The sequence below is a fragment of the Bradyrhizobium sp. MI1.7 genome, from assembly GCF_055811795.1.
In genome coordinates this window covers 1-20852 of record NZ_JBVVPO010000099.1, presented here as the reverse complement: position 1 = coordinate 20852, position 20852 = coordinate 1, and the positions used below count along the sequence as shown (strand labels likewise).

Here is a 20852-nt window from a genome sequence, read left to right as displayed (position 1 = left end):
TCGTGGCGATATCTCATCCTGACGGCTCTCCAGGATCGCCAATGAGCGCGGGGGCGCGAAATGCCACTGTTCCCCAGCGATACGTGAGTTGGTTCAGGCGCCCTTCATATTCGGCCCGCTAAACTGGCGGACTGGGATTTGAGACCAGCGGAATAAGCGCCGCCAGGACAATGTATTTTGAGCTTGGCGGCGTTCAATTTTAAGGCCAATGAGAAGCCCGCCCGCTGAACCGGCGCATACGAAGAGGCTGCCAATTGAGGGCTTCTTTATTTTGGCGCCGTTTCACCGATCAGATCGAATAACCGCGTTCAACGCACGACTCATGTACCGGGCGCGCGCCGGATTGGGTTATCCCGCCCGGAGGCGGTTTTCGGCGGTGCACACATTGGCGAAAGCTCGATTCTTCCCAATTCCGTTGGCTCCATCAGGACGCTTGTGCCGTCAATCTTGCGGCCGGGTGCAATCAATCTCGTGCGCCATAAGAACCACAGAGACCTAGAGCTGCGCCCGTTCGATACGAAAGTGAACTAGCGGCGTCGTGCACAACTTCCCCACCTGCCGCCGCCTCCAATGCGTTGCGCTGTGATTTGGTAAGAGTCGATCGGCCAACCCCGCTCACGATTTGACTCCGAAGCATCGCCCTTAATGGGCTCACCAGGTGTGGGCCCGCCAGCGTGAACCGGCGGGCCATGATCGCTAGCTAGCCAGAGCCGAAGCGCAATGTTGTCGCCGCGATCGAGACAGTGGAGAAGCAACTCGGCAACACGCCTGCCATCTGCCGCAAGAGCTACGTACACAGAGGTCTTGACTGCCTACATGTCCGGCGAATTCGTCGATATGATCGAAGCGAAAATAGCTCAAAAATTCAAGAAGCAGTACGCGCAACTGACGCCCATCATGGTTCTGGCCTTTCTACACATGCGCCTGGCGGCGTTGAAGGCGGCAGATTCAGGACCTTAGAGGACGGCTGCGAGATAATTCGCTGTCCGGCTCCGCGATTTCTTCGCGACCTGCGACGGCGTGCCTGAGGCTACTATCCGACCGCCTTCGTCGCCGGCACCGGGCCCGATATCGATGATCCAGTCGCTGGCGGCAGCCACCGTCATGTCGTGCTCGACCACGATGACCGTATTGCCGGCCTCAACGAGGCCGTGCAGTTGCCTCATCAATTTGGTGACGTCCGACGGATGAAGTCCAGTCGTCGGTTCATCCAAAACGTAGAGTGTCTGACCACGTTGCGCCCGTTGCAGCTCGGTGGCGAGCTTGACCCGCTGCGCCTCACCTCCTGACAGTTCGGTCGCCGACTGGCCGAGCCGGACATACCCGAGCCCGACGTCGCGAAGCACGCCCAGACAACGACGTAGAAAATCCTCACTACTGAAGAACTCGAACGCTTCGTCTACAGTCAACGCCAGCACGTCAGCGATTGATTTGTTCCGGATCTTGACCTCCAACGTTTTGGCGTTGTACCGCGCGCCTTTGCAAGTCGGACAGGGAGCGTAAACGCTCGGCAGGAAGAGAAGCTCGACACAGACGAAGCCTTCCCCTTGGCACGTCTCGCAACGGCCTTTCGCTACATTGAAGGAGAACCTTCCCGCGTCATAGCGCCTTGCACGCGCCTGTTTGGTTGAAGCGAATATCTTGCGAACATGATCCAGCAGGCCGGTGTAAGTCGCGAGGTTCGATCTCGGCGTGCGGCCGATCGGCTTCTGGTCCACTACTACCAATCGCTTGATGTCATCGAGGCCTTCCGCAATCTCGCCACCTAAGGTTTCGACCGAAGCCTCTAGCTTGTCGTCCTCGTCGCCCGCCTCTTTGCGATGGCCCAGTTCGTCGCCCACGGCATCGACAAGAAACTGACTAATGAGGCTCGACTTGCCGGATCCCGAAATCCCCGTGACGCTCGTAAACACGCCGAGCGGAATTTCCGTGTCTAGCCGATTGAGATTGTTGCGCGTGACACCGCGAAGCTTGAGCCATCCGCGGGGGTTTCGTGGAGCCCTTGCCACGCTCTCGTGCTGGCCACAGAGGTAAGGTCGCGTCCGAGACGCTTCCACGTCTTTCAGTCCTGCCAGGGGACCGCTGTACATAATACGCCCTCCCTGCGCGCCTGCGTCGGGGCCGACGTCGACGATCCAATCGGCGTGCCGCACCACGTCGAGCTCGTGTTCGACGACAAACAGCGAGTTGCCGGCCGACTTCAGGCGGTCGAGAGCGCGCAACAAGGCTTCCGTGTCCGCCGGATGCAGTCCCGCCGAGGGCTCATCCAGGACATAGACCACTCCGAACAGATTAGAGCGGACCTGCGTCGCCAATCGAAGCCGCTGAAGCTCGCCTGGCGACAGCGTCGGCGTGCTGCGTTCGGGCGTCAAATAGCCAAGACCGAGATCAAGTAGCACTTCAAGGCGTGCCGACATGTCCTCCGTTATCCGTTGCACCACGAGAGCCTTCTCAGGATGGCCGACGAATTGATTCCTTTTCTTGTCGAGATGCCCGCCGAGCAACAAGCGGAGCTGGTTCAACGGCAGTCGCGAAACCTCGGCAATGTCCATTCCGGCGAAGGTGACGGACAGCGGTTCGGGTTTAAGCCGCTTCCCCTTGCAGACTGGGCAATTTGAGCTCGACAGAAATTGCGCCACCCGGCGTTTCATCATAGCGCTCTGCGTCGTGGCGAACGTCTGCAGCACGTATTTGCGCGCGCCGGTAAAAGTACCTTGATAGCTCGGCTCCTCCTTCCGCTTCAGCGCCCGCCTCGTCTCGGCAGGCGTATAGCCGGCGTAGACCGGCACGGTCGGCTGCTCGTCAGTAAACAGAATCCAGTCCCGATCTTTCTTCGGCAATTCGCGCCACGGCCTGTCTACGTCGTAGCCGAGGGTAACGAGAACATCGCGTAGGTTCTGGCCTTGCCACGCGCTTGGCCACGCGGCTATGGCCCGCTCGCGAATGGTCAACGTGTCGTCGGGAACGAGCGAACGTTCATCGACCGCATGGACGCGTCCGATGCCATGACAGTTGGGACAAGCGCCCTCGGGCGTGTTGGGCGAGAACGACTCCGCATATAGCAACGGTTGATGCTGCGGATAGTCGCCGGCGCGCGAGTACAACATCCGCAGCAGATTGGACAGGGTCGTCACGCTGCCGACTGATGACCTTGTCGTCGGCGAGCCTCGCTGTTGCTGCAAAGCGACTGCGGGGGGAAGCCCCTCGATCGAGTCCACTTCGGGCACTGCCATTTGGTGGAAAAGGCGGCGGGCGTACGGTGAGACCGATTCCAAGTAACGCCGCTGGGCCTCTGCGTACAAGGTCCCGAAGGCGAGCGACGACTTCCCGGATCCGGACACGCCCGTGAACACCACGAGCGCATTTCGGGGTATCTCGAGCGAAACGTCCTTCAGATTGTGCTCGCGGGCTCCGCGGACGCGGACGAAACCGTCGTCTGTATGGATATTCCGCTCGCCCTTATCGCCGATCAGCGACTTGTCCATCGTACGGTTCCTCGCCACTCGCGGAACGCTATGGCCGTCTCGAAGAGGAAAGTCTCCGGGAAATGACCGGTTCCGTAACGGTCACTGTCCGTCCCTTCAGCGCCGAAAACCCAAGCTCCTGTGAATTTACATCTAGGAACCGGCTCTCGCGCCCGTCGTTCAATTCCCGACAAATGTTGAGGATTCTCTATGAATGACCGCGCGCGACAGATCTTCAAACCGGAATTCCGTTTCGGCCTCGGTGGCGTTTCCCTCGGCAACGAGTTCAACAAGCATACCGATAAAGAAGCCGAGGCAACCCTTGAAGGCGCATGGGCGATGGGCGTTCGATATTTCGATGTAGCGCCTTGGTATGGGTTCGGACTCTGCGAGCGTCGCTTCGGTCATTTTCTGCATAACCAGAAGCGCGACGATTATATGCTCTCGTCGAAGGTCGGGAAGCTTTTCAAGGCGTCAAAGAACAACAAACATGCGGATATTTATCCGCTGTCAGATTCGCCCAATGACATCATTTTTGACTATACGGCGGACGGTGTGCGCCGCTCGATCGAAGACAGCCTGCAGCGCCTCGGCGTCGACAGCCTGGACGTCGCTTTCGTGCACGACATCTCACCCGATTTCGCGTTCTTTCCGAACGGCTGGGAAGAACAGTACGAAATCGCCCGTAAAGGCGCGTTTCCGGCGCTCTCCAAAATGCGTGACGAGGGCATCATCCGCGCTTGGGGCATCGGCGTGAATACACCGCTTCCCATCCTCAAAGTCATGGAAGATGCGGATCCTGACGTCTGCCTGTGCGCCCGCCAATACTCGTTGATCGATCACGCAAGTGCGGTGAACGAACTTTTCCCGGTCGTGCGAAAAAAGAACGTTTCGCTCGTCATCGGCTCCTCTCTCAACGCCGGCTTCATCTCAGGAAGTCCACGTTACAATTACGGAAAAGAGAACTTCAAGATTCCCGCTGCTGTCATCGAGAAGCGGGAGAAGCTCAGGACGATCGCCTCTCGGTATGGCGTGGACCTCCGAACTGCCGCACTTCAGTTTTCGGCGGCGGCCGACGTCGCGGTCGCTCTGGTCGTGGGGGCACGGAGCGCTCAACAGATCCAGGAGGACTGGAATTCGCTCCAGGCCAAGATCCCTTCGGATTTCTGGGGTGATCTCAAGCAACAAGGCCTCATCGAGAAAAGCGCCTCGCTCCCTGCTGCTTCGGAGGCTTGAGCATGAAGGTCGGCGATTTTGTGGTCGAACGGCTCCACGCTTGGGGCGTGCGCCGCATCTATGGCTATCCGGACGACGGCATCAACGGTGTGATCGGCGCCCTGCAGCGCGCCGACAGCATTGAATTCATCCAGGTGCGGCACGAGGAGATGGCCGCCTTCATGGCGGTCGCACACGCCAAGTTCACCGGTGAATTAGGGGTGTGCTTGTCGACCGGCGGCCCGGGAGCAACTCACCTCATCACGGGATTGTACGATGGTAAACTGGACCATGCTCCCGTTCTTGCTATCTGCGGGCAAGCTGAGGCAACCGTTCGAGGTGCCAGTTACCAGCAGGAACTTAACTTAGACCGGATGTTTGCGGACGTCGCTGGCTTCGTACAGGAAGCGTCATCCCCTGCCCAGGTGCGGCACCTCCTTGACCGCAGCATCAGGGTCGCTAAAGCCGACAACATACCTTCCGTCATTATCTTGCCGAAAGATATTCAGGACGAGGAATACGAAGAGCCCGCGGTAGCGCACGGGTTTACGCGGTCTGGAGTGGGCTATTCCAAACCCAAGATCATTCCAGAGGATGCGGACCTATCCAAGGCGGCCGAGGTCCTGAATGCCGGCAAGAAGGTAGCCATTCTGGTCGGCGCGGGCGCTCGTGGCACCGCTCCTCAACTCATCGAAATGGCGACCTTGCTCGGCGCCGGCATTGCGAAGGCATTGCTGGGCAAGGATGTGTTGCCGGACGACCTGCCGTTCGCTACCGGCGCGATAGGCCTACTCGGGACCGAGCCAAGCTGGGATCTTATGCAAGGCTGCGATACGCTCCTGATGGTCGGCACGGGCTTTCCCTGGTCGGAGTTCTTACCCAAAGACGGGGCCGCACGCGCCGTCCAGATCGACATCAAAGCCTCGATGCTGTCGCTGCGGTATCCGGTCGACGTCGGCCTTCACGGCGATGCCGCCGCAACGCTTAAGGCGCTCCTGCCCCTAATCCAGCGCAAGGAGGACCGGGAATGGGCGAAGACGATCGAGACCAACATAACTGGGTGGTGGAAGAAGCTGGAAGGTCGGGCTAAGGCGGAAGCCAATCCCGTCAATCCGCAGCGCGTCGTTTGGGAAATGTCACCCTTGCTACCTGCTAACGCCATCGTGACCAGTGACAGCGGATCCTGCGCCAACTGGTATGCCCGCGATTTCCGGGTGCAGCAGGGCCAGGCTGCATCGCTTTCGGGAGGCTTGGCGTCGATGGGCGCAGCAGTCCCCTATGCCATCGGGGCCAAGTTCGCCCATCCGGACCGGCCGGTCATCGCACTTGTGGGCGATGGCGCAATGCAAATGAACAACATGACCGAACTCATCACGGTCCAGAAGTACTGGAAGCGTTGGGCGGATCCGCGATGGATCGTATGTGTATTCAACAATCAGGACCTCAACGAAGTCACTTGGGAGCAGCGGGTCATGGAGGGAAACCCAAGATTCGAGGCTTCGCAGGATATCCCCGACTTTGCCTATGCCAAATTTGGCGAACTGCTCGGGCTCAGGGGGATCTTCGTTGATTCTCCGGGCCGCCTGGCATCCGCATGGCAGGAGGCACTTTCGAGCGATCGCCCTGTCGTCCTGGAAGTGAAGACAGATCCTGAGGTGGCTCCGCTGCCGCCGCACGTCACGTTCAAGGAGGCCCGCTCCTTTATGCCTGCGATGGCTAAAGGAGACAGAGGCGCTGGCCGTGTCATCAGCGACACCGCAAGACAAGTTGTCGACGGCCTATTCGGCAAGAGAGATTGAATTTGGGGCCCGCGGCGCTTCAACGCGTTGCGGACCTCCGCCGACGGCGGGTAGCTTACTTAACCCACGAATCTTCCAACTTCGAAGGCGATGCGGTGTTCCGAATCAAAAAGACACGGTGCACGCCTGAACACAGCTAAGGACGGATCACACGTTGCGCTTTGGGATACCGCGCCTGCCGCATCAGCCTCAGCAAATGTACTACCCGCGCTGCGCTTCTTGCGAGGTTCGCTATTACTTCTGACAGGGGCGCGTTGGCGCACGTCGCCCCAGGCCCGAGTTGGATCACGTCCGGGCTCTCCTTCTAATAGGTTCAAGTACGCGCCCCGGAGCTCGCTCCCGCTTTCTTGTAGATGCTTTGCAAGCCCTGCGGACCGGGAAAACTTGGAACTTCTCAGTTCAGCGTATGTTGGGCCTTGCCACGACAGGAGGACGATATGAAAAAGACATTTCTTTTGCTGCTGACGGCTGCTTCGCTTCTGGCGGGTCCGTCGTTTGCGCAAAATCCGCCGGCGACCGATCGGCCCAACAACAATGCGGTCAACAGTTCCGGCCAGAACAATTCCAGCAAGCCGGTTGAAGGCGCCAACAGCTTCACCGAGGGCCAGGCCAAATCGAAGATCGAGGACGCGGGCTACAGCAACGTCACATCCCTGAAGAAGGACGACAACGGCGTTTGGCGCGGAAAGGCCAGCAAAGGCGGTGCCTCGACCAATGTCAGTCTGGATTTCCAGGGCAACGTGAACGCGGCCAAGTAACCTGGCGACCACCAGCGAAAATTAAGAGGGATTCAGCATGACCGTTACGATTTCACGTCTCTACGATAACTACTCCGATGCGCAGCGCGCGGTGACGAGCCTGGAGGCCGCGGGCGTGCCGCATTCGGATCTGAGCATCGTCGCGAACAATTCCGACAACTGGTACAGCACCGACAAGAAGGTCGATCGCGATCGCGATGGGGTGGACGATCGGGCGGAAGGCGCAGCCACGGGAGCGGGCGTCGGCGCAGGTCTTGGTGGCGCTGCCGGCTTGCTCGCGGGCCTTGGTTTGTTGGCTATCCCCGGCCTGGGTCCGGTCGTGGCGGCCGGATGGCTCGCATCGACCGCGCTCGGTGCCGTTGCCGGCGGCGCCACAGGCGGGGTCGTTGGGGCGCTGACGCAGGCCGGCGTATCCGATGAGGAAGCACCACTCTACGCCGAAGGTGTGAGGCGCGGCGGTACGCTGGTTTCAGCTCGTGTGCCGGATGCGGATCGGACGCGATACGAAGCGATCTTGAATCAGTCCGCCGTCAACCTGCGCGACCGGAGCGCAGCCTGGCAGAAGGCAGGGTGGAAAAATTATGATCCATCCGCCCAGCCTTATGGCGCGGAGGAGGTCCGGAGAGAGCGCCAGCTCTACGGCACCGGCCTGCGATGAATTACCCGGCGGCCCGCCAAGGCGGGTCGCCCTTTTCTTGCGTACGTTTGCCCATCGAACTCAGGAGCCGAAGATGAGTCGCGGAATGCCATCAATGACCGCCCTCTTGGGTATGCTCGCAATCGCCGGTTACCAAAATCGGGACTCGCCGACATGTTTCGCAACGCTACCTCCGGTCAGCCGGCGGGTGCCAAGGATTCCCTGAGCGGTATGCTCGCAATCTTGGCGGCCTTGTGGGAGGCGGCGGCGTGAGTTCGCTGCTGAACGGCGGGATCGGCGAGTTGCTTGAGCACTTCAAGCAGAACGGACAGGGCGATGCGGCCCAATCCTGGATCAATCAAGGGCCAAACCGGGAAGTCACCCCGCCCGAACTCCAGCAGGCTATCGGTCCGGACGTCCTTCAAAAACTGGAGCAGCAGACCGGCCTGTCCCGGCAGGAGATTCTCGACCGATTGTCTCGCGAGCTGCCGGCAAGCGGTGGACAAATACACGCCTGATGGACGTCTTCCGGCTCCATCGGGATCGCAAGGCTAGGGGAGAGACATGAGCATCATCTGGACGATCATCATTGGCTTCGTCGCAGGCGTCATCGCGAAGTTCATCATGCCTGGCGACAACGAGCCCTCCGGCTTCATCCTGACCACTATCCTGGGAATAGTGGGAGCGTTCGTTGCGACCTATCTTGGCCAGTCACTAGGCTGGTATCGGCCCGGAGAAGGCGCAGGGGTGGTGGGGGCGGTCGTGGGCGCCATCATCGTGCTTTTTGTCTACGGTTTTGTGGCCGGTCGCAGTCGACGGGCTATCTAACCGCGGTAACCGGAAATTCTTCGCGTAAACGCGAATATCCGTCCGGCGCGAAAGGCACAGCAGATGAAATGGATGCTCGTTGTCCTGGTAGGAGGCATGACACCGGTCAACACCGACCTGGTCTTCGACAAATTCGCCGATTGCCTTGCCGCCAAGGAGCAGATGCGAAAGCACTACACCGACGCCTTCGAGGTCTGGGACCGATGGGCCGCGGCAAATATCGAGCGACGACGCGAATACTCAAAGATGCGCGACCTCCAGGCCAAACGCCTGCTTAGCAACATCGGTACGTGCGTTCCTCATGCAGGCGGCGATACCATAGCGCCGCAGCAGCCGAGCAATTGATGCCCTCTCAGCCTCCTCAAGCCGCACCCACGCCGCCGCCAAGTCCGAAACCGTGACGTCTGAACGTTCGGAACATAGGGGTCGCAAACGAGTGTTGTAGCTGCCTTGAAAAAGCTCTTCACCGCCGTTGCCGTCGGCGGGCGTAAGCTCCGGCGGCTTAGTGTGCGTCGCGAGGCAGCCTGGTAGGGAAGCTAGCGCTCGAACCTTCGGCCGTATCCATTCCGCTCCTCCTCCAATGGCTCCTCGATAAACAGCCGGCGCCAACCAGGCTACTCAACGCCAGAACAGGTTCCGGGTTCGATGCTGCGCTTACCTCGATAAACACTCGCCGACCTGACCGACCGGAGTCATTCACGCCAATCGGCGCCGGGGGCCACGCTCGCGGTGCATTTGCTGTCATCGTGAGCCGTCGACGAAGGCGATCGGAGTGCCCTTCGCGACGCTCGTTGCAACCCGCTCCGCATCCCAGTTGGTCAGACGGACGCAGCCATGGGATTCCGCCTTCGAGACCTTGTCGGGCGACGGTGTGCCATGAATGCCGTATCCTTCAGCGGTGAGGTTGATCCACACCGTTCCAACCGGATTGTTGGGGCCCGGCTTGATGGTGAAAGGTTTTCGGGATTGAACGCCCTTAAAGTGGTAGGCCGGATTGTAGCGATAGGTCGGATTTCGGTCGACCTCGGTCACCTTCAGAGTGCCGGATGGCGACGGCTTCTCCTCGCTCCCGACCGTTGCCGGATAGAAGCCGATAAGCACGTTAGACTTGTCGAACAGCTTCACGGTCTGCCGACTCTTGTCGACCTCGACCCTGTCCGCCCTCGACGGCGCGCCGGCCTCTGCACTGCCAGTATCCACAACGATGATGTCGTCGCCGGGGCGGTCGAAGCGCTGCCCGGGATTGAGCGCCGCCAGCAGTTGCTCGCTCATATGAAATTTCTCGGCCAGTCCTTCTCGCGGACTGGTGAAACCCAGCTTCGGCAGGTCTTTCATTTCCTCCATCTTCGACGGGAGCTTGCTAAGAAAAGGTCCGGCGACATCCTGCTCGGTGATCGTGTAGTTCGCCGTGACTCGCCGATCGTCCGCGCGCAGTGCGTTCCAGACGTCCTCGGTCGGAACGTCCGAGCTCGGCAATTGCCGCGCCTCCGCGAAGGCGCGGAGGGCCTTCTTCGCGTTCTCGCCGAATCTGCCGTCGATCTCACCTGGCGAGAAGTGGGCCCGGTCGAGCAGGACTTGTAACCGAACGCCCGCCGGCGTCGGCTTCTCGTTCGACAAGATCTTCTTCGATGGTTCGGCGGCATCGATAGCAGCCGCCCCCATTTCGGCGCACCGCGCCGCCGGGTCGGCCATCACGGCCAGGAGAACAATGATGTGTTTCACCTTTCGAGGCCACATCGCCAAATCCTTTCATGGTATCGATGGCTGAGCACCTGGGCAAAGGTCCGTTTCCTTCACGCCGGGATCGGCGATCAAGCCTCGGTAGGCGCGCTCATACTCTCGCGCCATCCGGCTTGCGGAGAAGCGCGCTTCGAAGCGGGCGCGGCCTACCCTCCGGTCGAGACGGCCAAGCTCTCCAACCGCCCTTACCGCCTGGTCCTCATTCTCGACGATGAAACCCGTCACGCCGTCCTCAACGACTTCCGGCACGGATCCGGATCGGTAGGCAATAACGGGCGTTCCGCATGCCATCGCCTCGATCATGACGAGACCGAACGGCTCAGGCCAATCGATCGGGAATAGGAGGGCCGCTGCGTCGGCGAGGAACGGCTGCTTCTTCGCATCGTCGACTTCCCCCACAAGCTGAACCATTCGACCATCGATGTGCGGCTCTAGCTTCTTCTTGAAGTATCCGGTCTCACCGCGCGGGATCTTTGCGGCGATGCGCAGTGGCTTGCCGGCCGCCCGCGCGATCCGGATTGCGTCCTCGGGACCTTTCTCCGCCGTGAGGCGACCAAGGAAAGCGAGATAGGATCCCTCATCGAAAGACGGGCGGAAGAGGTGCGAAGGCAGCCCGTGCTGGATCGTGGCGATCCAGTTCGCCTCCGGAAGCGGCACGCGCTGGTGCTCGGATATCGAGACGAAGCCGGCGCCGGGAAACTCGCGCACCACGTCCGGCAGGCCCGGGAGGTCTAGCCGACCATGCATCGTGGTCAGGAAGGGCACGCCGAGCCGACTGAGCAGCGGAAGCGGCAACCAATCGATGTGTGCGTGGATCACGTCGAAGTCTTTCGCGCGCCTGGCGATGGCCTCCAGCAGCACGGCACTGGCCGCATTGGGGTCCACGCCCTTCCGACCGAGGCGCAGCGCGCGTGGCCACACGGGATGGAGTTTGCCTTTCGTCCTGGAGTCGCCGCTCGCGAATAGTGTGACCTCGTGACCGAGCTCTACCAACTCGTCCACCAACCATGCCACGACCCGCTCGGTGCCGCCGTAGAGCTTTGGGGGAACGCTTTCGGCGAGGGGAGCAAGCTGAGCAATGCGCATATTGCCGATCCTCTAGACTGGAAACATCAAAAGGAGGATCAGCATGATGGCAGCCGAAACGAGCTTGGAGATGATCAACAGCGTCCAGTCCGGCCTCGCGGTGCTTGCCACCAATTGCCTGACGAGCTTCTCCATAAGCCTCAACATTCGTCCTTGGGGAGACGGTTCAAGTAGGCCAGGCCGAACCCGGTCAGTTCTTCGACCTCGCTCACGCGCGCTTCCCATCTTCCTTGAAGGTGGCGCTGCAGCAGACAACGCCGGCTGTCCGCGGCATCCACGTCGCGATGCTTCGCACGATAGAGGGACCAAACTGTATCCACGGCTCGCCGCCGCAGGGCTTCGTCGACCATGTTCCGGGTCCAACAAAATTGACGTCGTGGGACGGCAACTCATCGCCCGAGCGGAGGTTTCCAGTTTTTCCCGAAAATCTTAAGCCCAGTGACGGAGATGGACCGTATCGAGGCCGTGACGGCTCACGGGACACCTGGAGTTCGCCATCGCCGTCCAAGCGCAATCCCATCGCTTCGAGCTCCAGTGCCAATGCTAAACCATGGCCGATGCGAATAAGATCGACGAGCAAGAGCAAGCCCTGCGCCGGATTATTTCCCTACTTGTCGAGCGGCCGGAGAAGACCCTCGATCCAACAGCGCCTAATGGGATCCTCCAACCGACTTAAGTCATAGCAGTTCATACAAACGTACCGATCCCGCCCCCGCCGGGTTCTGTCAGGCGCGCGTTTATTGGACCCGCCTCACAACGGTCAAGGCTTCCGCATCGGTTGGTCTATCGCCGACATCTGAGTATCCCCACCGAGTTAGCATAGGCTCCTCTCAGGCCGCAGCTCAGGCGCGTGGCGCATGTTTCCCCAACCGGGGGCTAAGGCCGGAAACCTCCGAAGTCGCCGCGAGGAATTCCCTTCAACCACTCCGATTAACTTTCGCGGAGAGGCTCATGAAACATGTTGTCGATGGCACGCCCCGCGGTCGCGCCGACCATAGTGGTTGGAGTATCGCCGCGGCGCTCGGCTTGTTGGCCGCGGCATTCCTGGTCGAGCGCTTTGCCCCTTTAGAGGACGAAATCCATCCGCCGCTGGCGGAGGCAAAGCGGGACACCGCCGCTGCCGGCCTGGCGGCGGAAGGCGACGGTCGCGGCCGGAGCGCGACTTCTCCGTCGGAGATCCCGGCGGAAGGGTGGAAAGACATTCTTTGGCGTGTATACGGCAACATCGGCGAACATCGCATTCTCGCGCTGGCCGCCGGTATGACCTACTACAGCATACTCGCGATCTTTCCGGCGATCGCCGCTCTCGTCGCCATCTACGGGTTGTTTTCGGATCCAGGCAGCATCGCCAGGCACCTCGACGACGTGTCCGGCTTCATCCCGGGCGGTGCCGTCGACGTGGCACGCGAACAACTCATGCGCGTTGCCACCAAGGGAGATCGGACCCTGGGCTCTTCACATTCGCGATCGGGCTGGGAATCTCGCTGTGGAGCGCGAACGCCGCTATGAAGTCGCTTTTTGACACCTTAAACATAGTCTACTGCGAACAGGAGAAGCGCGGCTTTCTGAAATTGAATGCGATGTCCCTAGGCTTCACCGCCGCCGGGATCGCGTTTGTTATAGCGGCGCTGGGTGCGGTCGTCGTCGTTCCACTGCAGTACGTTGGCCTGTCGAACGCAGCCAAACTCCTGGTCCGGATTGGGCGCTGGCCGGCGCTCTTTGTCGTCCTCGCGCTCTCTCTCGCCTGTATCTACCGCTTCGGGCCAAGCCGCCAAGCGCCACGCTGGACGTGGATCACCTGGGGCAGCACGGGCGCGACCGTGCTCTGGCTCGTGGCTTCGGCGCTGTTCTCCTGGTACGCCGCCAACTTCGGCACGTTCAACCAGACCTACGGCTCGCTCAGCGCCGTCATCGGCTTCATGACGTGGCTCTGGATCTCAGCGATCGTGATCCTGCTCGGATGCGAACTTAACGCGGAGATAGAGCATCAGACCGCACGTGACACCACGACCGGCGCGCCTAAGCCGCTCGGCGCGCGGGGCGCGAAGATGGCGGACACGGTCGGCGCGGCCCGTGTGGACCGATAGACCAGCAGGAACCGCCCAAACATTCGGCGGTTCAGACTCCTGAGTGAATCGGAGTTCCGCGTGCGCATCCTTTTCGTCGAAGACGACCCTCTGATCCGAGAATTCATCGTCGAAGCGCTACGCGAGGAAGGCTATGACGTCATCCACGCCTGCGACGGCGAAGAAGCGCTTGCGTGGTGCAAACGTACGGCGGCCGACGTTCTTGTCACCGATGTGAGGCTGCCCGGAAAGATCGACGGCTGGCAGATCGCCGAACACTGCCGTCAACATCATCCGGAGTTGCCGGTGATCTATGCGACGGGCTTCTCTCCCGTGACGCCCCGACCGGTGCCGAACAGCCTCATGTTACGGAAGCCCTACCATCCGGAGCAGATTGTCGAAGCCGTGAGAGAGATGACGGCGGGTCGCTAACGTCTGCTAGTTTTTGCCGTTGCCGCGGTTGGTGACGCGGGCGTTGCCCAGTCCCGTCCCGATCGTCAGCACGCCCCACCGCTTCATGTCCTCGGATGCCGGTCGAGTAGTGGCGCAGCGAGCTCGTCGCGCTCTGCGTCGCGCGACGCAGGAACGGCGACCGACATCGAACGTTGAATAAGCTTCGAGGATGTCACGATACTCGAAGAGCAAAACTTAGGGCCCGCGCCCTCGTGGCGCCGGCCCCTTTTCCCGCCATCGCTCCTGCCGACGTTCGAGGAAGAGTGTCTCTTAAATATGGCGTGGCACGTCGCTCTAGTCGCCCATGGCCGCTCGATCGAGCCGCGCTACGAAGGTATTGGTTCGATCTGTCATCAGTGTCTCCGTGTCGCAAGGCGGAACCGCCGAAGACCCTTCGGCGTTCCGTTGACATCATTGCGAGAGGAGAAATCGATTATGGGCTTCTTCACCAAAGACATCAAAACCATGGATGACCTTCTGATCCACGGTATTCAGGACATCTACTACGCCGAGCAGCAAATCTTGAAAGCGCTGCCGAAGATGATCGAAAAGGCCACCAACCGCGACCTGGTTACCGGCCTCAAGAACCATCTGGAAGAGACCAATAAGCAGGTAGAGCGGCTCGAGAAGGCCTTCGCAAAGCTCGGCAAGGAGCCCAGCGGCACGAAGTGCCCGGCCATCGACGGCATCATCAAGGAAGCCGACGAGACCGCCGGCGAAATCGAAGACAAGGCGGTGCTGGACGCGGCCATCGTCGCCAACGCGCAGGCCGTCGAGCACTACGAGATGTGCCGCTACGGGACGTTGATCGCCTGGGCCGAAGAACTCGGCCATGACGAGATCGTGCGCTTCCTCACGACCAACCTGAACGAAGAGAAGGCGGCGAACACCAAGCTCAACACGGTCGCGCTGCGCAAGGGCGTCAACGCCAAGGCCTCCGACGCTGCCTGACGGCTGACCAACTTCAGAAGGGCCGGCTTCGCGTTAACGCGGGCCGGCCCTTTCGGCTGCGGGCGAGCTCCGACATGATCTCGCCTTGCGTCGCACGAACCAAGCCGCGACCGACACCGCCAGCCACGCCAGCGAGGCGCTCGCAAATGCGCCGGCGACGCTTCGTTCGACCAGTAGCCAGAACACTCCGGCGAACGCCAGCATCCCGAGCGCGCCGAGCGCAGCGCCGGCGGCGTCGAGCGCTGCGGCTTGTTGCCCTCGCCGCTTTCCGTCAAGTCCGGCCTCGCGCATGCGGCGGATCTCATGCTTCTCGATGAGAGTGGCGCTGGCGCAGAAGATCGCCGGTAGAGCAAGGAATAGGCCGCCGATCGAAGCCCCGTACCAACTGCTGACCAGGCCGGCGAAGACGGTCGCTGCGCCGCCCAGCGCGAAGCGGACCGCGTATTCGTGCCAGCGTCCTTCTCGCAGCGAGGACGGCGAGATTTCAATCGGCGCGCTCATGTCTGACCTCCCGCGGCCGCCCACAGGCCGAAGGCAGCTGCGAGCCACACGACGATCGACAGCAGCGTGGCCGGCAGCGCACGCATGCGCGCCCGGATCAAGAGCTGGCAGACGACCAAGCTGTAGATCCCGAGCGCGATCGCACCGGCCATCATCGAATGGGTTTGGACGGCTGCGTAGGATTCGCCGTGCTGATAGATCGCGATGCCTAGAGTGGCGAGCGCGACCGAGGGCGCGGCTCCGAACAGGCCGGCGAAGCTCTTCGGCCTGAGCACGTCTCCGAGCATCGCGAAGGCCGACACAACGGCGCCGCCTACCAGGAAGCGGACGACGTACTCGCTCATTTCGGTTTCTTCCATAGCTTTGAGAGCAGGCCTCCCGCGCCGTACACCGGATCCTTGCGCGGGACAGGCACCTTTGGAATCGTCTTCAGAGCTTTCGGACGGTCCTCGACCTGCGTGCACTCGTCGTAGGTGCCGACGCGCGGATAGGCGCCGACGACGAGGAAGTCCTCATCTGCGAACAGGCATTGGTGTCCCGTGCCCGCCGGCAGGATGGCGACATCGCCCGCCTTAAGCTTGAAGATCCGGCCTTTGCTTCCGCCGAAGCGTACACGTCCCCTACCCCGCGCGATGCCAAGCACCTCATGGATACGTGAATGGTAGTGAACGTAGTCGTAAATCCCGTCCCGCCAAGTTTCGCCCCAGCCGTTGGCCTCGAACAGGTCCTCCATGACGGCCGCCGGATCATGCCCGTCGCCGAGATCCACAGCGCCTCGGTAGATGACGAGAGGCCAGCGCGGATGGTTCGGGATGAGACCGTCGTCCTTGAAACGAGCCGTCTGAGGCTTTCTTGGCCGCGCTAGGTCAGGCGCCTCCTTCTTTCCGGGTCGGCGCAGACCGGTCGCGCGCTGCACGTATTCCTTCACGTCCTCAAGGATTGGCATTGTCATCCTCCTTCGGTGGCGACATTGGATAGCCGGTCCAGAGACGCAGTAACCGCTCCATGATGACTCCGAGCGCGAAGCCCGCGATCACGTCGCTCGCCCAGTGCGCCAGCACTATGACCCGCGTCAGGGAAAGGCCGACCGCCAAGGTACGGATTAGTCGCCGCAGCAGAGGCGGCAATGTGCCCGCAGCGGATGCCAGGGCGCCCATGTGGAGCGCGTGGCCGGACGGAAATGCGTCCTCGCGCTTGCCGGAAAACGAGACCCCGTGCAGATGACCGAGCACCGTCGTGCGATCCGGGCGGGTCTGGTCGAAAACCGATTTCATACCGTGAGGCGCCAGGGAGGCTGCGACTGTGACCAGGAGAGCGTGGTTGCCCGCGCGCTGCAGCTGCTCCGATCTGCCCCTCGTCACGACCCAACCGGCGACGGCCAAAGCCAGGAGGATCTTTTCGTCGCCGCCCCACGTCAGGCCGCGCGAGACCCTCTCCGCGCAATGGTTGGTCTTACTCGCCACGGTCCGTGCAATGAGCACGTCAGGCTTGGTAGGTTTGACAGTGACCAGCGCCATCACCTCGATCCGTGACGGCGTCCGCGTAGTCGCGGACGCCTCGTTTGAATTGCCTTTGCCATCATAACGTCGGAGCAGGTTCCAAGTTCATCTGCCTGTCATGGAACCAATCGACCAGGCCAAGATTTGGAAAACGATGGGTACAATCGGGAAGAAGCGGAAATCGCAATGGCTCGCATCTAGTGGAGCGCTGGTGCTCGCGACCGTTTTCCTCAGTTACCCGCTGATCGGCGGGAAGAATTCCGGCTCCGTCCACGCCAACTCCGGTGTGAGCACCGAGCAGGCCGCGGCCGATGTCGGCGCGAAAGTCCTTCCTACCGATCCTAAGCTCAAGATCGAGCCCAAGTAGCTACCGGCTTGTCGACCCTTGCCCCCTACGTCGGCGCACTTGCCGCCTTTCTCGCCTCCCTGTCCTACGTGCCGCAGGTCCGGAAGGCTTGGCCACGCGGATCCACGGACGACCTCTCTCTCGGCATGCTCACGGCACTCACGCTCGGCCTGACGCTCTGGATCGTCTACGGCGCCATTAAGGGAGATTGGGTCATCGTCGGCTCCAACGTGGTCGGCGCCGCCCTCGCCGGTGCCGTCCTCGGCTGCAAGCTCCGCGACCGCAAGTGCCACTCGCACAAGCGAGGAACCAAGCCCTAGCAGGTCTGTTGGGGCTGGCTTTCGAGGATGGGAGCGATGTCAAAAAAGGACGAGCTCAGGTACGGGCCCGTGGGCGCCGAGGCGATCCACCTCTGCGTCGATATGCAGCGCATGTTCGCCGAAGACACGGATTGGAAGATGCCGTGGCTGCCCCGCGTCCTGCCGAACGTCGTGGCGATAACGGCCGCGCACCCGGCGCGCACGGTCTTCACCCGCTTCATTCCGGCGAGCGCTCCCGGCCACGGCGTCGGCATGTGGCGCCGCTACTATGAGCGCTGGAGCTCGATGACCATCGACGAGATCGGTTCCGACATGATCGATCTTGTACCGAATCTCGCCCGCTTCGTTCCACCTGCCCGCACTTTTGACAAGTACGTCTACTCACCGTGGATCGGCAGCGACCTGCACGCGCAACTGCGCGCCGCCGGCGTCGACACCGTGATCGTCACGGGCGGCGAGACCGACGTCTGCGTGTTGGCGACCGTGCTGGGCGCGGTCGATTGGGGCTTTCGAGTCGTCCTCATGACCGACGCGATCTGCAGCTCCGCCGACGAGACCCACGACTCCATGATGACCATCTACGCGAACAGGTTCGGGCAGCAGGTGGAATGCGTGACGACGGAAACGCTCCTCGCCGCCTGGCCCGGCGGCACCCGCACGGGCCTTCTGCCATGAGCGAGTCCTATCTTGTGCAGATCCTGCTACCGAAGGAGACGGGCAAGGGAGAAAAGATCCCGAAGGATTGGTTCGACGGGCTTCTGAGAGAGCTGACCGACAAGTTCGGCGGCGCAACGAGCTTCATCCGAGCGCCCGGCGAAGGTCTGTGGCGAAGCGGCGGCGGCACCGAGCACGACAATATCGCCGTCGTTGAGGTCACGACGGAGCTTCTCCTCCCGGACTACTGGCGCGGTCTTCGCGAGCGACTGGAGTCGGAGCTCGCGCAGCATAAGATCGTCATCCCCGCGCAGCAAATCCCGCTGTAGCGCGTAGGAACGGTCCCCCCGCCGGTCGTTTGGAGTGCGAACCCAACACAGGAGGACGCCATGGGCTTTTTCACCAGGGACATTAAAACGCTGAACGACCTCTTCGTGCATACGCTGCAGGATATCTATTACGCCGAGCAGCAGATCGCGAAGAACCTTCCGGACATGATCGAGAAGGCAAGCGATCCCGGCCTCAAGAACGGCTTCCAAACGCATCTCTCCGAAACCAAGGGCCAGATCACCCGGCTTGAGAAAGTCTTCGAAATGCATGGCGTCGCGGCGAAGGGCGTCGATTGCCCCGCGATCGACGGCATCCTCAAGGAAGCGAGTGAGGTCGCGGGCGACGTCGACGACAAGCAAGTGCTGGATGCGGCTCTGATTGTGGCGGCCCAAGCCGTCGAACACTATGAAATCACCCCGGTACGGCACACTGATCGCATGGGCCAAGATGCTCGGCCGCGATGATTGCGCCTCCGTCCTGCAGCAGAATCTCGATGAGGAGAAGGCGACGGACGAGAAGCTCAATACGATGGCGCTGCGCAGCGTGAACCGGAAAGCCGCCTAGTCCGTTGGCAGGATTGACGTGGAGGGCCGCCCGGAAGGCGGCCCTTGTTTTGAGCAGGAAAGCATGAGCCTTGAAGTATTAAGGACACTGGCAGCCGCCATGACGATTATCGCTGCCGCCATGGTGGCGGCGAACTGGAACGCGCGCATCACCGTGTGCGGGTTCGCTCTCTTTATCGCCGCGTCTCTCGCATGGATCGCCGACGGGATAATGAACCGAAGAACTCGCTCATCATCCAGAACGCCGTTCTTCTTCTGATCAACTTACTGGCGTACAGCGCTGGCTACCGCGCGCCGACAAGGAAGCCGCCGCGTCTCGGCCTGCGGATCACGCGGCCCGGTAGAGAAGATCAGGCCTGCTTCCTGTCTGAAATGGCCCGGCGTGCGAGCGCGGCTTCTCCCGCCTCCGTCAAACCGCCGATCGATGTCTGCCCTTTCCTCGCGCAGGCGATGATGCTGTCGGCGATATGGCTATCATTGATGAGGCGGCCGTCCCATGCTTGCGACTAATCGGCATCCGCAACTGATTTACTTGTCGACGACCAAAGAAAAGCGGAGCGCGTTGCTAGCGGGTTCATGAAGGATCTATTCTTCGACTACGGAGCACTGATCTCGCCGCGCTTTCGCGCGGCATGGGTCTTCTCGTCAGGTGCGTTACTATACAATACAACCTAAGATACCCCATATTTTGATTTGTGGATGCGCGAAATTTCGGGGGCCGCCGGTGGTTAGTGGCGAAGGTTGGAAGGATCTGACCCACCCCTCCCCGGTCCATGCGCCTCAGATGCTAAGCGAGATTTGTCGACGGCACATGCCCCCTCAACCCTGCGGCGCGCTGCCACGTCGGGATCAGCATCCCTACACTTGTATACGTTCCCAGATAGGGTCGAGGGACGCGCGTCTACAAAGACATAGGCAGTCAGTTCAGAAACTTCACGGCGAGACGGCGCTCATCACGCCATACAACCGAGCAATCCGTATCCAAGCCAGCACTTGGAACGCGCAGGCCGAAGGCTGCGGGCACGAGAGGCGCGTTATCTACTTGTACGACCGCAGAGGAATCAGTGAGGTGGCGGACCTTGCACCGCACAGGACTGCCGTCGACCATTATCTGCGCAGCATAGACATTACGTCGCCGCTCGTTCGCCACGACTCGCAGTCTCCCCCGCTCTGGCGCGCGGGAGATACTGATCGGCGATTCCAGGCTCAAATGAGGCTAGACCATGATTTCATTGCTAGGCTGCGATCTCCGGCGCGGCCAACGCCAATAGAGCGGCATCCTGCAGCCCCCGATCCTGCGCTCGCCGCCTTGCCATCGCCCCAACCGTTCGCAGCGGCAATCTCCCGCGCGGTCGCGCCATCGAGTGACTGCTCCAACACATCACGGTGTTCGCCCAGCGCAGCAGCAACGCGTGGCGTATCCAGGACGGGTGTGTTTCATGGATTGTCTCTTCGTGACGTGACGTTCTGGCCATTCACTGGCTCTTGGTATGGCTGCACACAGGGGAAAACAATTTGAAAACTTGCGGGATGACGTCCGTAACTGTGGGGCCGGTAGGCAAGGCGGTGGGCTGGCAACTTCGGAATGGCCCCCTACCCTAACCACGGCACCAAGTCGCCGCGACCTGCCTCGATCAGCACA

23 protein-coding genes and 3 pseudogenes are annotated in these 20852 nt (G+C 61.2%); 17 read left to right on the top strand and 9 right to left on the bottom strand.

Annotated features, from left to right (window positions below; all coding sequences use genetic code 11):
• Positions 1-816 precede the first annotated feature (816 nt).
• Positions 817-960, top strand: a complete 144-nt coding sequence (locus AC0L3X_RS43105) for a hypothetical protein (RefSeq protein WP_245328434.1) — start codon at positions 817-819, stop codon at positions 958-960.
• Here the strand turns inward: AC0L3X_RS43105 and uvrA are convergent.
• Entirely contained in the window at positions 957-3485 is a 2529-nt protein-coding gene (gene uvrA / locus AC0L3X_RS43100) for an excinuclease ABC subunit UvrA (RefSeq protein ID WP_063983379.1), read from the bottom strand. The two genes, AC0L3X_RS43105 and uvrA, sit on opposite strands and share 4 nt — an antisense overlap.
• 189 nt (positions 3486-3674) lie before the next feature.
• Here uvrA and AC0L3X_RS43095 point away from each other — a divergent pair, with 189 nt between their 5' ends.
• From AC0L3X_RS43095 to AC0L3X_RS43065, 7 genes and pseudogenes are all read left to right on the top strand, one after another.
• Complete coding sequence (locus AC0L3X_RS43095) at positions 3675-4700, top strand: aldo/keto reductase (protein ID WP_063983380.1); 1026 nt, start codon at positions 3675-3677, stop codon at positions 4698-4700.
• Positions 4697-6478 carry a thiamine pyrophosphate-requiring protein gene (locus tag AC0L3X_RS43090; RefSeq protein WP_063983381.1) on the top strand — a complete coding sequence of 594 codons (1782 nt, stop codon included), beginning with the start codon at positions 4697-4699 and terminating at the stop codon, positions 6476-6478. Before AC0L3X_RS43095 ends, AC0L3X_RS43090 begins: the two co-directional genes overlap by 4 nt.
• Before the next feature lie 437 nt (positions 6479-6915).
• Positions 6916-7236 carry a PepSY domain-containing protein gene (locus AC0L3X_RS43085; protein ID WP_028152961.1) on the top strand — a complete coding sequence of 107 codons (321 nt, stop codon included), beginning with the start codon at positions 6916-6918 and terminating at the stop codon, positions 7234-7236.
• 37 nt (positions 7237-7273) lie between these two features.
• Positions 7274-7894 carry a general stress protein gene (locus AC0L3X_RS43080; protein ID WP_038936815.1) on the top strand — a complete coding sequence of 207 codons (621 nt, stop codon included), beginning with the start codon at positions 7274-7276 and terminating at the stop codon, positions 7892-7894.
• Positions 7895-7967: 73 nt separating this feature from the next.
• Positions 7968-8428, top strand: a pseudogene (locus tag AC0L3X_RS43075) (YidB family protein).
• Positions 8429-8437: 9 nt separating this feature from the next.
• The gene (locus AC0L3X_RS43070) at positions 8438-8701 is read left to right on the top strand and encodes a GlsB/YeaQ/YmgE family stress response membrane protein (RefSeq protein ID WP_354131358.1); all 264 of its coding nucleotides are present in this window, start codon (positions 8438-8440) and stop codon (positions 8699-8701) included.
• 63 nt (positions 8702-8764) lie between these two features.
• On the top strand, positions 8765-9046 hold the full coding sequence (locus AC0L3X_RS43065) for a hypothetical protein (protein ID WP_245328435.1): 282 nt from the start codon (positions 8765-8767) through the stop codon (positions 9044-9046).
• A 396-nt stretch (positions 9047-9442) separates the two neighbouring features.
• On the opposite strand, the gene AC0L3X_RS43060 is transcribed toward AC0L3X_RS43065, so the two are convergent.
• From AC0L3X_RS43060 to AC0L3X_RS43045, 4 genes are read right to left on the bottom strand one after another with little or no spacing between them, the layout of a single operon-like run.
• Positions 9443-10438: a L,D-transpeptidase family protein gene (locus AC0L3X_RS43060; RefSeq protein ID WP_063983384.1), complete on the bottom strand. Its 996-nt coding sequence runs from the start codon at positions 10436-10438 to the stop codon at positions 9443-9445.
• Positions 10439-10450: 12 nt separating this feature from the next.
• Complete coding sequence (locus tag AC0L3X_RS43055; RefSeq protein WP_473317439.1) at positions 10451-11527, bottom strand: glycosyltransferase family 4 protein; 1077 nt, start codon at positions 11525-11527, stop codon at positions 10451-10453.
• Between the two features lie 12 nt (positions 11528-11539).
• Positions 11540-11674 (bottom strand): hypothetical protein, encoded by a 135-nt coding sequence (locus tag AC0L3X_RS43050; RefSeq protein WP_256376410.1) that lies wholly within the window; start codon positions 11672-11674, stop codon positions 11540-11542.
• The gene (locus tag AC0L3X_RS43045; protein WP_063983386.1) at positions 11668-11877 is read right to left on the bottom strand and encodes a hypothetical protein; all 210 of its coding nucleotides are present in this window, start codon (positions 11875-11877) and stop codon (positions 11668-11670) included. The genes AC0L3X_RS43050 and AC0L3X_RS43045 overlap by 7 nt, the downstream gene beginning before the upstream one ends.
• Positions 11878-12478: 601 nt before the next feature.
• Between AC0L3X_RS43045 and AC0L3X_RS43040 the strand changes: the two are divergent.
• The 3 genes and pseudogenes from AC0L3X_RS43040 to AC0L3X_RS43030 all read left to right on the top strand — a co-directional run bounded on the left by AC0L3X_RS43040 (position 12479) and on the right by AC0L3X_RS43030 (position 14997).
• Positions 12479-13614, top strand: a pseudogene (locus AC0L3X_RS43040) (YihY/virulence factor BrkB family protein).
• Positions 13615-13674: 60 nt separating this feature from the next.
• A complete protein-coding gene (locus AC0L3X_RS43035; protein ID WP_084795139.1) occupies positions 13675-14025 on the top strand; it encodes a response regulator in 351 nt (116 codons plus the stop codon).
• 456 nt (positions 14026-14481) lie between these two features.
• The gene (locus AC0L3X_RS43030) at positions 14482-14997 is read left to right on the top strand and encodes a YciE/YciF ferroxidase family protein (RefSeq protein WP_063983388.1); all 516 of its coding nucleotides are present in this window, start codon (positions 14482-14484) and stop codon (positions 14995-14997) included.
• Positions 14998-15030: 33 nt separating this feature from the next.
• Here the strand turns inward: AC0L3X_RS43030 and AC0L3X_RS43025 are convergent, their stop codons facing one another.
• From AC0L3X_RS43025 to AC0L3X_RS43010, 4 genes are read right to left on the bottom strand one after another with little or no spacing between them, the layout of a single operon-like run.
• A complete protein-coding gene (locus AC0L3X_RS43025; RefSeq protein WP_063983389.1) occupies positions 15031-15498 on the bottom strand; it encodes a DUF3147 family protein in 468 nt (155 codons plus the stop codon).
• Positions 15495-15842: a DUF3147 family protein gene (locus AC0L3X_RS43020; RefSeq protein WP_063983390.1), complete on the bottom strand. Its 348-nt coding sequence runs from the start codon at positions 15840-15842 to the stop codon at positions 15495-15497. Before AC0L3X_RS43020 ends, AC0L3X_RS43025 begins: the two co-directional genes overlap by 4 nt.
• Positions 15839-16444, bottom strand: coding sequence for a cupin domain-containing protein (locus AC0L3X_RS43015; RefSeq protein ID WP_085401472.1), 606 nt, complete (start codon positions 16442-16444; stop codon positions 15839-15841). Before AC0L3X_RS43015 ends, AC0L3X_RS43020 begins: the two co-directional genes overlap by 4 nt.
• Positions 16431-17015: a phosphatase PAP2 family protein gene (locus tag AC0L3X_RS43010; protein ID WP_063983392.1), complete on the bottom strand. Its 585-nt coding sequence runs from the start codon at positions 17013-17015 to the stop codon at positions 16431-16433. The genes AC0L3X_RS43015 and AC0L3X_RS43010 overlap by 14 nt, the downstream gene beginning before the upstream one ends.
• Before the next feature lie 136 nt (positions 17016-17151).
• Here AC0L3X_RS43010 and AC0L3X_RS43005 point away from each other — a divergent pair, with 136 nt between their 5' ends.
• The 6 genes and pseudogenes from AC0L3X_RS43005 to AC0L3X_RS42980 all read left to right on the top strand — a co-directional run bounded on the left by AC0L3X_RS43005 (position 17152) and on the right by AC0L3X_RS42980 (position 19469).
• Positions 17152-17364: a hypothetical protein gene (locus AC0L3X_RS43005; protein WP_144030748.1), complete on the top strand. Its 213-nt coding sequence runs from the start codon at positions 17152-17154 to the stop codon at positions 17362-17364.
• An 8-nt stretch (positions 17365-17372) separates the two neighbouring features.
• The gene (locus AC0L3X_RS43000; protein WP_063983394.1) at positions 17373-17663 is read left to right on the top strand and encodes a SemiSWEET family sugar transporter; all 291 of its coding nucleotides are present in this window, start codon (positions 17373-17375) and stop codon (positions 17661-17663) included.
• Positions 17664-17699: 36 nt separating this feature from the next.
• Positions 17700-18338 carry a cysteine hydrolase family protein gene (locus tag AC0L3X_RS42995; RefSeq protein ID WP_063983395.1) on the top strand — a complete coding sequence of 213 codons (639 nt, stop codon included), beginning with the start codon at positions 17700-17702 and terminating at the stop codon, positions 18336-18338.
• Complete coding sequence (locus AC0L3X_RS42990) at positions 18335-18646, top strand: hypothetical protein (protein WP_063983396.1); 312 nt, start codon at positions 18335-18337, stop codon at positions 18644-18646. The genes AC0L3X_RS42995 and AC0L3X_RS42990 overlap by 4 nt, the downstream gene beginning before the upstream one ends.
• Positions 18647-18706: 60 nt before the next feature.
• A pseudogene (locus tag AC0L3X_RS42985) lies at positions 18707-19211 on the top strand (YciE/YciF ferroxidase family protein).
• Positions 19212-19274: 63 nt separating this feature from the next.
• Positions 19275-19469: a hypothetical protein gene (locus AC0L3X_RS42980; protein ID WP_144030747.1), complete on the top strand. Its 195-nt coding sequence runs from the start codon at positions 19275-19277 to the stop codon at positions 19467-19469.
• The last annotated feature ends 1383 nt before the right edge of the window (positions 19470-20852 follow it).

Coding starts and splice junctions, on each gene's coding strand:
- AC0L3X_RS43105 (WP_245328434.1), top strand. CDS start 817: ATGTCCGGCGAATTCGTCGATATGATCGAAGCGAAAATAGCTCAAAAA.
- uvrA (WP_063983379.1), bottom strand. CDS start 3,485: ATGGACAAGTCGCTGATCGGCGATAAGGGCGAGCGGAATATCCATACA.
- AC0L3X_RS43095 (WP_063983380.1), top strand. CDS start 3,675: ATGAATGACCGCGCGCGACAGATCTTCAAACCGGAATTCCGTTTCGGC.
- AC0L3X_RS43085 (WP_028152961.1), top strand. CDS start 6,916: ATGAAAAAGACATTTCTTTTGCTGCTGACGGCTGCTTCGCTTCTGGCG.
- AC0L3X_RS43080 (WP_038936815.1), top strand. CDS start 7,274: ATGACCGTTACGATTTCACGTCTCTACGATAACTACTCCGATGCGCAG.
- AC0L3X_RS43070 (WP_354131358.1), top strand. CDS start 8,438: ATGAGCATCATCTGGACGATCATCATTGGCTTCGTCGCAGGCGTCATC.
- AC0L3X_RS43065 (WP_245328435.1), top strand. CDS start 8,765: ATGAAATGGATGCTCGTTGTCCTGGTAGGAGGCATGACACCGGTCAAC.
- AC0L3X_RS43060 (WP_063983384.1), bottom strand. CDS start 10,438: ATGTGGCCTCGAAAGGTGAAACACATCATTGTTCTCCTGGCCGTGATG.
- AC0L3X_RS43055 (WP_473317439.1), bottom strand. CDS start 11,527: ATGCGCATTGCTCAGCTTGCTCCCCTCGCCGAAAGCGTTCCCCCAAAG.
- AC0L3X_RS43050 (WP_256376410.1), bottom strand. CDS start 11,674: ATGTTGAGGCTTATGGAGAAGCTCGTCAGGCAATTGGTGGCAAGCACC.
- AC0L3X_RS43045 (WP_063983386.1), bottom strand. CDS start 11,877: ATGGTCGACGAAGCCCTGCGGCGGCGAGCCGTGGATACAGTTTGGTCC.
- AC0L3X_RS43030 (WP_063983388.1), top strand. CDS start 14,482: ATGGGCTTCTTCACCAAAGACATCAAAACCATGGATGACCTTCTGATC.
- AC0L3X_RS43025 (WP_063983389.1), bottom strand. CDS start 15,498: ATGAGCGCGCCGATTGAAATCTCGCCGTCCTCGCTGCGAGAAGGACGC.
- AC0L3X_RS43020 (WP_063983390.1), bottom strand. CDS start 15,842: ATGAGCGAGTACGTCGTCCGCTTCCTGGTAGGCGGCGCCGTTGTGTCG.
- AC0L3X_RS43015 (WP_085401472.1), bottom strand. CDS start 16,444: ATGCCAATCCTTGAGGACGTGAAGGAATACGTGCAGCGCGCGACCGGT.
- AC0L3X_RS43010 (WP_063983392.1), bottom strand. CDS start 17,015: ATGGCGCTGGTCACTGTCAAACCTACCAAGCCTGACGTGCTCATTGCA.
- AC0L3X_RS43005 (WP_144030748.1), top strand. CDS start 17,152: ATGGGTACAATCGGGAAGAAGCGGAAATCGCAATGGCTCGCATCTAGT.
- AC0L3X_RS42995 (WP_063983395.1), top strand. CDS start 17,700: ATGTCAAAAAAGGACGAGCTCAGGTACGGGCCCGTGGGCGCCGAGGCG.
- AC0L3X_RS42990 (WP_063983396.1), top strand. CDS start 18,335: ATGAGCGAGTCCTATCTTGTGCAGATCCTGCTACCGAAGGAGACGGGC.
- AC0L3X_RS42980 (WP_144030747.1), top strand. CDS start 19,275: ATGAGCCTTGAAGTATTAAGGACACTGGCAGCCGCCATGACGATTATC.